General features: G+C 71.8%; 11 protein-coding genes. 5 read left to right on the forward strand and 6 right to left on the reverse strand.

Going from position 1 to position 13,752, the window contains the following annotated elements; all coding sequences use genetic code 11:
• The first annotated feature begins 53 nt into the window (after nt 1-53).
• Nucleotides 54-1,190 (forward strand): serine hydrolase domain-containing protein, encoded by a 1,137-nt coding sequence (locus D1J63_RS24345; RefSeq protein ID WP_206436784.1) that lies wholly within the window; start codon nt 54-56, stop codon nt 1,188-1,190.
• A 39-nt stretch (nt 1,191-1,229) separates the two neighbouring features.
• Here the strand turns inward: D1J63_RS24345 and D1J63_RS24350 are convergent, their stop codons facing one another.
• Nucleotides 1,230-2,312, reverse strand: coding sequence for a hypothetical protein (locus tag D1J63_RS24350; RefSeq protein WP_164712950.1), 1,083 nt, complete (start codon nt 2,310-2,312; stop codon nt 1,230-1,232).
• Nucleotides 2,313-2,636: 324 nt separating this feature from the next.
• Complete coding sequence (gene pepN / locus D1J63_RS24355; protein ID WP_164712951.1) at nt 2,637-5,210, reverse strand: aminopeptidase N; 2,574 nt, start codon at nt 5,208-5,210, stop codon at nt 2,637-2,639.
• A gap of 184 nt (nt 5,211-5,394) precedes the next feature.
• On the opposite strand from pepN, the gene D1J63_RS24360 reads away from it, so the two are divergent.
• Complete coding sequence (locus D1J63_RS24360; protein ID WP_164712952.1) at nt 5,395-6,033, forward strand: DsbA family protein; 639 nt, start codon at nt 5,395-5,397, stop codon at nt 6,031-6,033.
• A gap of 120 nt (nt 6,034-6,153) precedes the next feature.
• Here D1J63_RS24360 and D1J63_RS24365 read toward each other — a convergent pair whose 3' ends face one another.
• Both D1J63_RS24365 and D1J63_RS24370 read right to left on the reverse strand, forming a co-directional pair.
• Nucleotides 6,154-6,795, reverse strand: a complete 642-nt coding sequence (locus tag D1J63_RS24365) for a superoxide dismutase (RefSeq protein ID WP_125631654.1) — start codon at nt 6,793-6,795, stop codon at nt 6,154-6,156.
• A gap of 151 nt (nt 6,796-6,946) precedes the next feature.
• Nucleotides 6,947-8,332, reverse strand: a complete 1,386-nt coding sequence (locus tag D1J63_RS24370; RefSeq protein WP_125631656.1) for an amino acid permease — start codon at nt 8,330-8,332, stop codon at nt 6,947-6,949.
• 362 nt (nt 8,333-8,694) lie between these two features.
• On the opposite strand from D1J63_RS24370, the gene D1J63_RS24375 reads away from it, so the two are divergent.
• Nucleotides 8,695-9,279 (forward strand): biotin transporter BioY, encoded by a 585-nt coding sequence (locus D1J63_RS24375; RefSeq protein WP_125631658.1) that lies wholly within the window; start codon nt 8,695-8,697, stop codon nt 9,277-9,279.
• A gap of 82 nt (nt 9,280-9,361) precedes the next feature.
• Here D1J63_RS24375 and D1J63_RS24380 read toward each other — a convergent pair whose 3' ends face one another.
• A complete protein-coding gene (locus D1J63_RS24380) occupies nt 9,362-10,813 on the reverse strand; it encodes an amino acid permease (protein WP_125631660.1) in 1,452 nt (483 codons plus the stop codon).
• 207 nt (nt 10,814-11,020) lie between these two features.
• Here D1J63_RS24380 and D1J63_RS24385 point away from each other — a divergent pair, with 207 nt between their 5' ends.
• Together D1J63_RS24385 and D1J63_RS24390 are read left to right on the forward strand one after the other, a co-directional pair.
• On the forward strand, nt 11,021-11,506 hold the full coding sequence (locus D1J63_RS24385; RefSeq protein WP_102928702.1) for a ribose-5-phosphate isomerase: 486 nt from the start codon (nt 11,021-11,023) through the stop codon (nt 11,504-11,506).
• 88 nt (nt 11,507-11,594) lie between these two features.
• A complete protein-coding gene (locus D1J63_RS24390) occupies nt 11,595-12,404 on the forward strand; it encodes a DNA-formamidopyrimidine glycosylase family protein (protein WP_125631662.1) in 810 nt (269 codons plus the stop codon).
• 10 nt (nt 12,405-12,414) lie between these two features.
• On the opposite strand, the gene D1J63_RS24395 is transcribed toward D1J63_RS24390, so the two are convergent.
• Entirely contained in the window at nt 12,415-13,704 is a 1,290-nt protein-coding gene (locus D1J63_RS24395; protein WP_206436785.1) for a GNAT family N-acetyltransferase, read from the reverse strand.
• Between the last annotated feature and the right edge of the window lie 48 nt (nt 13,705-13,752).

Consider the following 13,752-nt stretch of genomic DNA (forward strand, 5'->3'; position numbering starts at 1 on the left):
CTCTCCCCGGGACCTGTCGGAACGCAACAGAGGACACAGAGGACGGGGAAGACATGACCGTACGCGTTCGAACCACCCTGGTGACGGCCTGCGCCGTGGCACTGTCGGCGGCCCTCGCCGCCCCGGCCGTGGCGGCGCCGGCCACCGACGGACACGACGCGACCCGCCGCGCCCTGAAGGCCGCGGTCGCGGACGGCGTGCCCGGCGTGACCGCGACCGCCCGCGACGGCCACCGCACCTGGTCCCGGACCGAGGGAGTGGGTGACCTCGGGACGGGCGAGCCGCGCTCCGAGCGGGACCGCTACCGCGTCGGCAGCATCACCAAGACGTTCGTCGCCACCGTCGTGCTCCAACTGGAGGCCGAGGGCCGGCTCTCACTGGACGACACCGTGGACGAGTGGCTGCCGGGCGTGGTCGAGGGCAACGGCAACCACGGGGACCGCATCACCCTGCGCCAGCTCCTCAACCACACCAGCGGCATTTACAACTACACCGCCGACGAGGAGTTCGCCCGCACCCACTTCGCCAGGGACGGCTTCCTCGAGCACCGCTACGACACGGTGACGCCGCGGCAGCTGGTGGCGATCGCCACGGCCCACGAACCGGACTTCGCGCCCGGCACCGACTGGAGGTACTCCAACACCAACTACATCCTGGCCGGCATGGTGATCGAGGAGGCCACCGGACGCCCGTACGCCGAAGAGGTGCGCCGCCGGATCATCGACCCGCTGAAGCTGCGCGCCACGTCGGTCCCGGGCACCCGGGTCAGCCTGCCGCGGCCCAGCAGCCGCGCCTACTCCAAGCTGGCCGAGTCGGCGACGGGCCCGACGTACGACGTCACCCGGCTCAACCCGTCCATGGCCGGCTCGGCGGGGGAGATGATCTCCGACTCGGCCGACCTGAACCGCTTCTACACCGCCCTGCTCCGCGGCCGGCTGCTGCCCGCGAAGCAGCTGGCCGAGATGACCACCACGGTCCCCGCGATGCCGGGCGCCTCCTACGGCCTCGGTCTGATCAAGCGGGAACTCGACTGCGGAGTGACCGTCTGGGGGCACGGCGGCGGCATCCACGGCTCCTCGTCGGAGGCGGTGACGACGCGGGACGGCCGGCACGCGCTCGCCTTCAACTTCAACGGCGACTGGTCGGGCGACAGCGACGCGGTGATCGAGGCGGAGTTCTGCGGCGACTGACGGCCGAGCCGCCGCCCCGGTGGTCCCGCGCCCACGGGACTACCGGGGCAGCACCACGACGTACGCGGCGGGCTCCCGGTCCCCGGCCGCCATCAGGGCGGTGCGCACGACGGCCGCCTGGTGCTCCGGGCAGTCCCGCAGCTTGCGCGGGGTGAGGTGCACGACCGTGATGCCGAGCCGTTCCAGGTGCTCGCGCTTGCGGGCGTGCTCCGCCCAGGCGGCGTCGTCCTCCCGCGTCCGGTGCGCCCGGATGTCCAGCTCCAGCGCCACCGCATGCTCGGGCCAGAAGGCGTCCACACCGCCCAGGTGGGGGCCGCCGGGCAGGCGCAGGTCGACGTTCCAGACCGGCTCCGGCAGACCGTGCTCGCGCACCATCCGGTACAGGCGCTGCTCGGCCAGCGCCCGCCCCTCGGCGACCAGCGAGTCCACGGCGTCCACCACGTGCGGGCGGCTGAGCAGCCGGGCCCGGTTCAGCTCCCGCACCACCGCCGCCGGTTCGCAGTGCCCGCCGCGCACCGCCTCCGTCAGCAGCCGGCGCACGATGCCCGGATCGGTCAGCTCCGCCACCGCGTCCGCCAGCGCCCGCGCCACCGGCGCCACCGGAACCCCGGTCAGCTCCACGGCGGTCGGCAGCGCCGCGGTGCGTACGACCCGCGCGCAGCCCGTCGTACGCAGCCGGCGCAGCCGCGGGACCAGGACGTCGATGAGGTCCAGGGACGGCAGCGGGGGAGTGGACGAGAAGCCGTGCAGCGTCAGCGCGGCCAGGCCCGTGATCATCGCCTCCGCGTAGGCCGGCACCCGCGGCTGCTCCCCGCCCGGCTGGACCGGCACCGAGACGGACACCCCGGGGGCCGCCGCGGAAGCCGCGCCCGGGCCGCGGTCCCGCGCCGCGTACAGGAGCACCGCGTGCAGGCGCTCCTCGCTGGTCGGCGGGCCGGGGTGCAGCAGGACGACGTTCGGCAGGAGCTGTTGCCAGGGCCCGCCCGGCCGGCACTGCTCGTTGGTCTCGGCGGCGGAGACACCGTGCGCCCGCAACTGGGCGACCGTCATCAGCGGACGCCGGCCGTCGGCCAGGTCGTGGAGCGGGCGGGGGCGGGGGGAGAGCGGGGTGTTGTGCGTCATGACCGGCAATTTCCCGCGCCCGATCGGCCCCTTAACCGCTGTTACACGCCCATCGCCGAACCGGGACAAGGCCGGACTAAAGGACGCCTGTTCGGATGCCGAAAACCCCTGGTCCGCCACAGTGCGGCCCAGGGGTTACGGCTGCTATTGCCCGAATTCCGTAACGACGACGGAACGCTCAATCGTTGGCCAAAGCTCCGGTGCTCTTGCCGCGCCGGGCAGTGCAGGCGCCCCGGAAGGGGCGCGGGGCTGCGTCGATGTGCGGCTCCGCCGCGTGAGCGCGACAAGCCACGACGCACCCGCACCCGACGACCAACCGAACCCCTACGCACCCCCATCGCAAGCCTGCGCCCGCAGAGCCCGCGCCAGATCGTCCCGCGCCTCCAGCACCAGCCGCCGCAACGCCGGCGCCGCCCCCTCGTGCGCGGACAGCCACGCGTCGGTCGCGTCCAGCGTGTCCCGGGAGTCCCGCAGCGACGGGAACAGGCCCCGGACCACGTCCATCCCGATCTGGATGGACCGCTCGGCCCACACCCGCTCGATCGCCGCGAAGTACTTCTCGGTGTACGGCGCCAGCAGCTCCCGCTGGGAGGACTGCGCGAAGCCGGCGATGGTCGCCTCCACCAGGGCGTTGGAGAGCGCGTCGGACTCCACCACCTGCGCCCAGGCCTGCGCCTTCACCGCCTCCGAGGGCCGCGAGGCCAGGCAGCGCACCTGGTGCCGCTTGCCGGAGGCCGTGTCGTCGCGGGCCAGTTCGGCGGCCAGGACGCCCTCGTCGGCGGCGCCGTGGGCCGCGAGCGGGGCGAGGAACGTCCAGCGCAGCTCCTGGTCCACGTCCAGCCCGTCGATCTTCTCCGTGCCCTCCAGCAGACCCCGCAGCAGCGCCAGGTCCGCCTCCTCGGCCGCCACCGACGCGAAGAACCGCGCCCACGCCAGCTGGTGCTCGCTGCCCGGTGCCGCGTCCCGCAGCTCGCGCAGCGCGCCCTCGGCGAGCAGCCGGCCGCCCGTCTCCCGCCACTCGGGGGCGGCGTAGTGCACCAGCGCCGAGCCGGTCCAGGCGTGCAGCATCTGCAGGACGCCGATGTCGGACTCGCGCCCCGCGAACCGCAGCACCAGTGCCGCGAAGTCCCGCGCCGGCAGCAGCGCGTCCCGCGTCATGTTCCACAGTGCCGACCAGCACAGGGCGCGGGCCAGCGGGTCGGTCACGGCGCCCAGGTGCTCGCGCAGCGTCGCCAGCGACGTGTCGTCGAAGCGCGTCTTGCAGTACGTGAGGTCGTCGTCGTTGACCAGGACCAGCTCCGGCGCCTCGGCACCGGCCAGCTCGGCGACCACCGTGCGCGGCCCCTCGACGTCCACCTCGGCGCGCGCGTACCGCTCCAGCGTGCCCTCGGCCGTACGCCGGTACAGGCCCACGGCGACGCGGTGCGGGCGCAGTTCGGGGTGCGACTCGGCGGCCTCCTGCACCACCGCCAGCTCGTCGACCGTGCCCGTCGCGCTCAGCAGCACCTGCGGCGTGAGCGAGTTGACGCCGGCCGTCTGGAGCCAGGAGCGCGACCAGGCCGCCATGTCCCGCCCGCTGGTCTCCTCCAGGACCGACAGCAGGTCGCCCAGGCGCGTGTTGCCGTACGCGTGCCGCTTGAAGTAGCGCCGCGCGCCCTCCAGGAACGCGTCCTGCCCGACGTACGCCACCAGCTGCTTGAGCGCGGAGGCGCCCTTGGCGTAGGTGATGCCGTCGAAGTTCAGCTTGGCGTCCTCCAGGTCACGGATGTCGGCCGTGATCGGATGCGTGGAGGGGAGCTGGTCGGCGCGGTACGCCCACGCCTTGCGGCGGTTGGCGAAGGTGATCCAGGCGTCCTTGAAGCGGGTCGCGCCGACGTTGGCGAAGGCGCCCATGAAGTCGGCGAAGGACTCCTTCAGCCACAGGTCGTCCCACCACTCCATGGTGACCAGGTCGCCGAACCACATGTGCGCCATCTCGTGCAGGATCGTGTTGGCGCGGCCCTCGTACGACGCCCGCGTCACCTTCCCGCGGAAGATGTACTCCTCCCGGAAGGTCACCATCCCCGGGTTCTCCATCGCGCCGAGGTTGTACTCCGGCACGAACGCCTGGTCGTACTTCCCGAAGGGGTACGGGTAGTCGAAGTGGTCGTGGAAGAAGTCGAGGCCCTGCTTGGTGATCAGGAAGACGTCGTCTGCGTCGAAGTGCGGGGCGAGCCCCTTGCGGCACAGGGCGCCGAGCGGGATCTCCAGCCGGGTGCCGTCCTCGAGGACGCGCTCGTAGGAATCCGTCACGTAGTGGTAGGGACCGGCCACGACACACGTGATGTACGTCGAGATCGGCTTCGTCTCCGCGAACCGCCACACGCCGTCGGCCCGCTCGCCCGCGCCGTTGGACCACACCGTCCACTCCTCGGGCGCGCGCACCTCGAAGCGGAAGGGCGCCTTGAGGTCCGGCTGCTCGAAGTTGGCGAAGACCCGGCGGGAGTCGGCCGGCTCGTACTGGGTGTACAGGTACACCTCGCCGTCCTCCGGGTCGACGAAGCGGTGCAGGCCCTCACCGGTGCGGGAGTAGGCGCACTGGGCGTCGACCACCAGCTCGTTGTCGGCGGCCAGGTCCTCCAGGGCGATCCGGGAGCCGTCGAAGACCTCGCTCGGGTCGAGGTCGCGGCCGTTCAGGGAGACGGCGGTGACGCTCGGTGCGACCAGGTCGGCGAAGCTGCTCGCGCCGGGCTCGTTGCAGCGGAAGCGGATCGTGGTGACGGACCGGAACGTGCGCGGGCCCTCGCCCTGCGCGTCACCGACGGCCGAGCGCACGTCGAGGGACACCTCGTACCCGTCGACGGACAGCAGTGCGGCCCGCTCCCGGGCCTCGTCGCGGGACAGATTCTCACCGGGCACGGGCGGCACTCCTCGGATGGTGTTCGGTATACGGCTTCGGTATACGACTGGTGTTCCGTGGTGTTCAGTATGCGGACAGCACTGATCCTGCCATGTGCCCCTGACGCACGGCAGCCGGGAATGGGCGGGCCGACCGGCCGGTTGCCCCGGGAAAGGCATACTCGCGCGCCTCATGAGGAGAGACATGTCGGAGAAGACGCCCGTCGACTTCTGGTTCGACCCGCTGTGCCCCTGGGCCTGGATGACCTCCCGCTGGGTCCTGGAAGTGGAGAAGGTCAGGGACATCGAGGTCCGCTGGCACCTCATGAGCCTCGCCGTCCTCAACGAGGACAAGCTCGACGAGCTGCCCGCGGAGTACCGCGAGATGCTCGAGGTCAAGGCGTGGGGCCCGGTCCGCGTGGTCATCGCGGCCCAGGAGGAGCACGGTGCGCAGGTGCTCGGCGACCTCTACACGGCGCTCGGCACCCGCATCCACAACCAGGAGCAGGGCCCGGGCAAGGAGACGGTCGCCGCCGCACTGAAGGACGTCGGCCTGCCCGAGTCCCTCATGGACCACTGGGACGGCACCCCGTACGAGCCCCAGCTGCGCGCCTCCCACAAGGAGGGCATCGACAAGGTCGGCCAGGAGGTCGGCACCCCGGTGATCGCCGTACCCGGCGCCGACGGCGAGCAGCTCGCCTTCTTCGGCCCGGTCGTCACCCCCGCCCCCAAGGGCGAGGACGCCGCCAAGCTCTGGGACGGCACCCTCGCCGTGGCCTCCGTGCCGGGCTTCTACGAGATCAAGCGGACCCGCACCAAGGGCCCGGACTTCAGCAACCTGTAGGTCCCCCGCGCACAGGAAGCCCCCGCGAGTCACGTCCTCGCGGGGGCTTCCCTCATTCCGCCTGCCCGGTGAAGGCTGAGAAGACGATCACGAGGCAGGACGATCGGGCGCGGCCGGCTCTCAGGGAGCCAGCAGCAGCGCGTCGGTGCGGGACTTGGCGGCCTCGTAGCGCCTGGCCACGTCCTGCCAGTTGACGACGGCCCACATGGCGTCGATGAAGTCGACCTTCTGGTTCTTGTACTGCAGGTAGAAGGCGTGCTCCCAGGCGTCGAAGACCAGGATCGGGGTGGAGCCCTGCCCGACGTTGCCCTGGTGGTCGTAGATCTGCTCGACGATCAGCCGGCCGCTCAGCGGCTCGTACGCCAGGACGCCCCAGCCGGAGCCCTGGGTCGTCGCCGCGGCCTTGGTGAGCTGGGCCTTGAAGCCGGCGAAGGAGCCGAAGGACTCGGCGATCGCGTCGGCGAGGTCGCCCACGCCGTCCGCCGCCAGCGGCTCGCCGCCGCCGTCACCGGTCATGTTGTGCCAGTAGATCGAGTGCAGGATGTGGCCGGAGAGGTGGAAGGCCAGGTTCTTCTCCAGGCCGTTGATCGAGCCCCACGTCTCCTTGTCCCGCGCCTCCGCGAGCTGCTCCAGCGTGTCGTTGGCGCCCTTGACGTACGCCGCGTGGTGCTTGTCGTGGTGCAGCTCGATGATCTCGGGACTGATCACGGGAGCCAGCGCGGAGTAGTCGTACGGCAGTTCAGGAAGCGTGTAGACGGACATGGCGGATCCCCTCCGACCTCTTATTGCAAAAGGCTTGCAAGTGCACGCTAGCAGCAAGAGGTCGGGAAGGCGCGGGGGCGTGCCGCGGGCACACGAAAGGGCCCCCGCACGCGAGCGTGCGGAGGCCCTCGGAGGAATCGGGCGTCTCGTGTCAGCCGAGGCGCGCCCGCCGCCGCTGCCGGGCGTAGCCGACGGCCGCCAGGAACAGCGTCATCCCGCCCGTCGAGTACAGCTGCACCCGCGTGTCCGGCTCGCGGGCCATCAGGACGAACACCGCGGCCATGCCGGCCAGCGCCACCCAGGTCAGCCACGGGAAGCCCCACATGCGCACGACCAGCTTCTCGGGCGCCTCCCGCGCCAGGCGGCGGCGCAGCCGCAGCTGCGAGGCGGCGATGAAGATCCAGACGACCAGGATGACCGCGCCGATCATGTTCAGCAGCCAGGAGAAGACGTCGTCCGGCCGCCAGTAGCTGAGCAGCACGCAGCCGAAGCCGAACAGGGAGGAGACCAGCACCGCGATCCGCGGCACCCCGCCCGACACCCGGCCCAGCACCTTCGGCCCCTGGCCCCGCTCGACCAGCGAGTAGCCGATGCGGGAGGCGCCGTAGATGTTGGCGTTCATGGCGCTGAGCAGCGCGACCAGGACCACGACGTTCATGAGCTGACCCGCGCCCGGGATGCCCAGCTCGTCGAGGGCGGCGACGTAGGGGCCCTTCTCGACCACCTCGGGCGAGTCCCACGGGACCAGGGTCACGATGACCGCCATCGAGCCGATGTAGAACAGCGCGATCCGCCACATCGCCGTCCGCACGGCGCTCGCCACGCCCTTGACCGGGTTCTCCGACTCGGCCGCCGCGATGGTCACCGTCTCCAGGCCGCCGTAGGCGAACACCGAGGCGAGCAGACCGATGATCAGACCGTTGCCGCCGTTCGGCAGGAAGTCGCCCAGGTGGGAGGTGCCGGGCGAGTCGGTGCCCGGCAGGACGCCGCAGATCGCCAGCACGCCCAGCACCAGGAACAGCGAGATCGCGCCCACCTTGAGGGCGGCGAACCAGAACTCGAACTCGCCGAAGTTCTTCACGGCGGCCAGGTTCGTCCCGCAGAACACCAGCATGAACAGCGCCACCCACGCCCACTCGGGCGTGCCCGGCAGCCAGCCGTGCACGATCTGCGCCGCGCCGATGCCCTCCAGGCCGACGGCCGTGCACAGCAGCACCCAGAACGCCCAGCCGGCGGTGAACCCGGCCCAGGGGCCGATCGCCCGCTCGGCATGGGCGGAGAAGGAACCGGACGACGGATACGCGGCGGACATCTCGCCGAGCATCCGCATCACCAGCATCACGAGGAGGCCGGAGATCGTGTAGGCGACGACGATCGAGGGCCCGGCGGCGGCGATGCCGGCCCCGGAGCCGACGAACAGCCCGGCGCCGATCACCCCGCCGAGCGCGATCATCGACAGGTGGCGCTGCTTGAGGCCGTGGGAGAGGGAGGCGTCCGCCGACTGCTGCGGCGCCTTCGTGGTGGTGCTGTTGGACATGGAGCGGCTCGTCCAATGCGTGGGGGAGCGGGTGGGGGTGCTGGGGGGAGTGGGGGGGGTGGGGGCAGGGCAAAAACGCCCACAGTCTCCGGTCTCGCGCCGTCCCGCGACACCGGCTGCCCACGATACGGACGGCCGGGCCACGCAACGTGATCATCCGGACACGGCACCCGTCCGCCGTGACGGCCGCCTCACCCCCTCGGTGACCGGTGTCACCCGCACGCGCGTGTATCCCGCCCCCCTTTGTCGGGAGCCCACCAAGCCGATGAGCGGGCCTTTGTCGAGCGCTGCTGGTGATCGGCTCCGGGCGGCTGGGATAGCGTCGCGGTGTCCCGACATGTCCACACCACCGCGGAGTCCCCATGAGCACCGCTGCCGTTTCCGCCCGCCGATCCGGGCAGGTCCTCGCCGACCTCATCCCCGCCTCCCGAGTCCGGGACGTCGCGCTCGTGGCGGGCGGCGCCGCGCTCACCGGCGTCGCGGCCCAGATCGCCGTGCCCGTGCCCGGCTCCCCGGTGCCGGTGACCGGCCAGACCTTCGCGGCCCTGCTCGTCGGCACCTCGCTCGGCGCCCGCCGCGGCCTGCTCTCGCTCGCGCTGTACGCCCTGGTCGGCATGGCGGGCGTGCCGTGGTTCGCGGAGGGCGGCTCCGGCACCGCCGCCCCGTCCCTCGGCTACGTCTTCGGCATGCTGCTCGCCGCCACGGTCGTCGGTGCCCTGGCCCGCCGCGGCGCCGACCGCTCGATGCTGCGCACGGCCGGCACGATGCTGCTCGGCGAGGCGATCATCTACGCCGTCGGCGTGCCGTACCTGGCCCTGGCCGCCGACATGTCCCTCGGCGCCGCGATCGCGGCCGGCCTCACCCCGTTCCTGATCGGCGACGCGCTCAAGGCCGCGCTGGCGATGGGCGTCCTGCCCACCGCGTGGAAGCTGGCCGACAAGCGCTAGCGGCTTCCGGGCCCGCGAAAGAGGCTCGCCGGAGCGCGGACAGCGCCCCGGCGAGCCTCTTTCATGCGTCCGCGAAGTCCGGTCAGCCCTTCCCGGTCCCGGCGACGGCCCTCCGCGCGGTGATCCGCTGCTTGACGAAGGCGACGGCGAGGACGACCGCGGCGACGAGGAGCGTCAGCAGGACGGTGCTGCGCCCGTCGTGCTCGGTGTCGGTCAGCATGTAGCCGAGCACGAAGACGATGACCGCGACGGCCGCCCAGGTCAGGTACGGGTAGAGCCACATCCGCACGACCAGCTTCTCCGGGGTCTCGGCCTGGATGATCCTCCGCAGGCGCAGCTGCGAGAAGCAGATGACCAGCCAGACGAGGAGGGCCACCGCGCCGGAGGAGTTGAGCAGGAAGAGGAAGACCGTGTCGGGGAACTTGTAGTTGAAGAAGACCGCGACGAAGCCGAAGACGACGGACGACAGGATCGCCGTCTGCGGCACCCCGCGCCGGGTGGTCCGGGCGAAGGCCTTCGGCGCGTCCCCGCGCTCACCGAGCGAGAACGCCATGCGCGAGGCCGTGTAGAGCCCGGAGTTCAGGCAGGACAGCACGGACGTCAGCACGATGAAGTTCATGATCTCGCCGGCGTTCGGGATGCCGAGCGAGTCCAGCGCGGCGACGTACGAACCCTGGTCGACGATCGACTGCGCGTCCCAGGGCAGCAGCGTGACCACGACGAAGATGGACCCGAGGTAGAAGACGGCGATGCGCCAGATGATGCTGTTGGTCGCCTTGGTGACGGCCCGCTGCGGGTCCTCGGACTCTCCGGCGGCGAGGGTGGGGATCTCGCTGCCCATGAAGGAGAAGACGACGAGCAGGACGCCGGTCAGGACGGCCCCCGGCCCGTTCGGCAGGAATCCGCCGTGCTCGGTCAGATTGCCGAGCCCCGCCCGGTCGCTGTCCACACCCGGGAGCAGTCCGAAGACGGCCAGCCCGCCGACGACGATGAACGCGGCGATGGCCACGACCTTGATCCCGGCGAACCAGAACTCGAACTCGCCGTAGGAGCCGACCGAGGCGAGGTTGGTGGCGGTCAGCACGATCATCACGATCAGTGCCCACCCCCACTGCGGTACGGCGGGTATCCACCCTTCCAGGATCTTGGCCCCGGCCGTCGCCTCCACGGCCAGCACCACGACCCAGAAGAACCAGTAGAGCCAGCCGATGGAGAATCCGGCCCAGGGTCCGAGGGCCCGGTCGGCGTGGGCGGAGAACGACCCGGAGGTCGGATTGGCGGCCGACATCTCCCCGAGCATCCGCATCACCAGCACCACGAGCGTGCCGACGAGGGCGTACGAGAGAAGGATGCCGGGTCCCGCGGTGGCGATCCCGGAACTGGAGCCCACGAACAGGCCGGCTCCGATGACGCCGCCGATGGCGATCATCGTGAGATGGCGGTTCTTGAGCCCGGCGTGAAGTCCGGATCGGGGCCGGGACGGGTCTGCGGACCCGTCCTCGGGTTCGGTCGTCAAGGTCGGCTGCGAAGTCATGGGGAGGGTTTTCCTTTGCGCCGGTCGAGCACTGTCCCGTACGAGCGGCGTACGAGCCGGACCAGTGAAACGGAGGCGAACGAATTCAGGAACCTTTGAATCCGGATCGTTACTTGAGCTTTCCCTGAGCTTTTAAAGTTTTACATCTCTTTTTCCCAGTCGGCACCCGAAGCGTCCGCGTCCCGGCCCGCGTGTCACACTCGACGCATGCGCGTGTATCTCGGCTCGGACCATGCGGGCTTCGAACTCAAGAACCACCTCGTCGAATGGCTCAAGGCGGCGGGGCACGAGCCCGTCGACTGCGGCCCGCACATCTACGACGCCCAGGACGACTACCCGCCCTTCTGCCTGCGCGCCGCCGAGCGCACGGCCGCGGACCAGGACGCCCTCGGCATCGTGATCGGCGGCTCCGGCAACGGCGAGCAGATCGCGGCGAACAAGGTGAAGGGCGTGCGCGCGGCGCTGGCCTGGAGCGAGGAGACGGCGTCGCTGGGCCGCCAGCACAACAACGCCAACGTCGTCGCGGTCGGCGCCCGCATGCACACGCAGGACGAGGCGACGAAGTTCGTGGAGACCTTCCTCGCCACCCCGTTCTCCGGCGACGAGCGCCACATCCGCCGCATCGACATGCTCACGGCCTACGAGACGACGGGCGACCTCCCGCCGATCCCCGCCCACCACCCGCAGCAGTAGCAGACCCCCGTCGCCCTGCCGCCCCCGCCGCACGACCGCCGGGGGCGCACGGTCCGGCGGGAACGGGGCACTGGAAAGGACACCGCACGTGCCAGAGGGGCACACGATCCACCGGCTGGCACAGGACTACGCCGCCGCCTTCGCCCGCACAGCGGTCCGCGTCACCAGCCCCCAGGGCAAGTTCGCCGACTCCGCCGCCCTCCTCGACGGCACCGTCCTGACCACCGCCGACGCCCACGGCAAACACCTCTTCCTCGGCTTCGAGGACCACCACTGGGTCCACATCCACCTCGGCCTCTTCGGCAAGGTCACCTTCGGACCCACCCCCGCGCCCCCGCCCACGGACACCGCCCGCCTCCGTCTGGCGAACGGCACCGCCCACGTCGACCTGCGCGGCCCCACCACCTGCGCCCTGATCACGGACCCCGAGAAGCAGGCGATACACGACCGCCTCGGCCCCGACCCCCTGCGCCCGGACGCCGACCCCGCGGCGGCGTACCGCCGGATCTCCCGCAGCCGCACCACCGTCGCCGCGCTGCTCATGGACCAGAAGATCGTCGCCGGCGTCGGCAACGTCTACCGCGCCGAGGTCCTCTTCCGCCACGGCATCGACCCGTACCGCGCCGGCCGGGACCTCACCCCCGCCGAGTGGGACGCGATCTGGCACGACCTCACCGGCCTCATGCGCGAGGGCGTGCGGAACAACCGCATCGACACCGTCCGCCCCGAGCACACCCCCGAGGCCATGGGCCGCCCGCCCCGCGTCGACGACCACGGGGGCGAGGTCTACGTCTACCGCCGGGCCAACCAGCCCTGCCACCTGTGCGGCGGCCCGATCAGCACCGCCGACCTCGCCGCCCGCAACCTCTTCTGGTGCCCCACCTGTCAGAAACGGTGAGAGTCCGGACTCAGAACCCGTGCGGCAGCCACGGCGCCACGTCCGAACCGAACCCCACCGACGTCGCCGCCAGCGCCCCGGACCGCACCTCGCGCACCCGCCCGGCCGCGCCGAGCGAACCGAGGCTCACCCCGCCGAGGTACGCGGCCCCCAACTCCCGTACGGACAGCACGAGATCCGCCGCGTCGGCCGTACGCTCGCAGGACGCGCCCTTCGCGTCGCCGCTCAGCCGCCAACGCCCCGCGTTCCAGGGGCAGAAGGCGTCCTCGACCTCGAACACCACGTCCACCGGCGCCTGGTAGGTCCGCGCCGCGAGCGCCGCCCCCACGTCCACCAGCCGTACGTACAACGCGTCCCGCAGCGCCGGCCGGCACCGCCGGACGTCCGACACCTGGTGCTGCCACGCCTCGTCGACCGGCCGCCCCCGCACCGTCAGCGTGGAGGTCAGGTCGATGTCGTACAGGAAGCGCCACAACGCCGCCTCGGTCGCCGGGTCCAAGCCGGCCAGGGCGTCCAGGACCACGGTGCCCCTGGGCCCCTCCGGCCCCCAGCCCGGCCGCACCCGGAACCGCGCGAACCCGGTGACCTCGCCGTCCCGCCGCGCGAGCACGCACTGCAGCGGAGAAGCACCGTCCCGCCCGCTCTCCGGGTCCAGCACTCCCAGCCGCTCCCAGCCGGGCCGCCGGGCCAGCATCCCGGGCCGCGCCGGCACCAGCCGTGCGTACACCGCCTCGCACGCGTCGAGCACGTCGGCGGGCGCCGCGTACCGCAGCCGTACGTCGTCCGTGCCGGGCGGCACCGACAGCCGGACCCGGCTCGTGTCGATCTCAGCGCCGAGCTCGAAGGTCGCGGCGCCGTAGCCGAACCGGCCGTAGATCGCCGGCTCGGAGGCCGTCAGCACGGCCAGCGGCTCGCCCCAGGACCGTACGTCGTCCAGCTGCCGCCGCATCATCGACGTCAGCACACCCCGGCGCCGGTGCGTGGCGGCGACGCTCACCATCGTCACGCCCGCGGTGGGCACCCGCGCGCCGCCCGGCACGGTCATCCGGAAGGCGAACGCCCCCGCCGTCCCGACGCACTCCTCGCCCGGCCCGTCGCCCTCCCACACGCCGATCGACCGGTCGACCTGCGTCAGCTCCCGGAACAGCTCCAGCTCCTCGGCCGGCCCCGCGATCCCGCCGAAGGCACGGATCAGCGTCCCGTACCACGTGTCCCACTCCTCGCGCCGCAGCGCCCGTGGCTCCGCGGCCACCGTCGTCGTCACACCGTCACCGCCGTCATCACCCGTCGACCGTCCCATGCAGCATGCGTATCAGGACCGCACGAGACGGGCGAGGCAATTTCCGCG

Origin of the sequence: Streptomyces sp. KPB2 (assembly GCF_003950055.1) — a bacterium.
Taxonomy (GTDB): domain Bacteria; phylum Actinomycetota; class Actinomycetes; order Streptomycetales; family Streptomycetaceae; genus Streptomyces; species Streptomyces salinarius.

What these genes read in the sequence shown, in the direction of transcription:
- D1J63_RS24345 (WP_206436784.1), top strand. Translation starts at nt 54, where the DNA reads ATGACCGTACGCGTTCGAACCACCCTGGTGACGGCCTGCGCCGTGGCA.
- D1J63_RS24350 (WP_164712950.1), bottom strand. Translation starts at nt 2,312, where the DNA reads ATGACGCACAACACCCCGCTCTCCCCCCGCCCCCGCCCGCTCCACGAC.
- D1J63_RS24360 (WP_164712952.1), top strand. Translation starts at nt 5,395, where the DNA reads ATGTCGGAGAAGACGCCCGTCGACTTCTGGTTCGACCCGCTGTGCCCC.
- D1J63_RS24365 (WP_125631654.1), bottom strand. Translation starts at nt 6,795, where the DNA reads ATGTCCGTCTACACGCTTCCTGAACTGCCGTACGACTACTCCGCGCTG.
- D1J63_RS24370 (WP_125631656.1), bottom strand. Translation starts at nt 8,332, where the DNA reads ATGTCCAACAGCACCACCACGAAGGCGCCGCAGCAGTCGGCGGACGCC.
- D1J63_RS24375 (WP_125631658.1), top strand. Translation starts at nt 8,695, where the DNA reads ATGAGCACCGCTGCCGTTTCCGCCCGCCGATCCGGGCAGGTCCTCGCC.
- D1J63_RS24380 (WP_125631660.1), bottom strand. Translation starts at nt 10,813, where the DNA reads ATGACTTCGCAGCCGACCTTGACGACCGAACCCGAGGACGGGTCCGCA.
- D1J63_RS24385 (WP_102928702.1), top strand. Translation starts at nt 11,021, where the DNA reads ATGCGCGTGTATCTCGGCTCGGACCATGCGGGCTTCGAACTCAAGAAC.
- D1J63_RS24395 (WP_206436785.1), bottom strand. Translation starts at nt 13,704, where the DNA reads ATGGGACGGTCGACGGGTGATGACGGCGGTGACGGTGTGACGACGACG.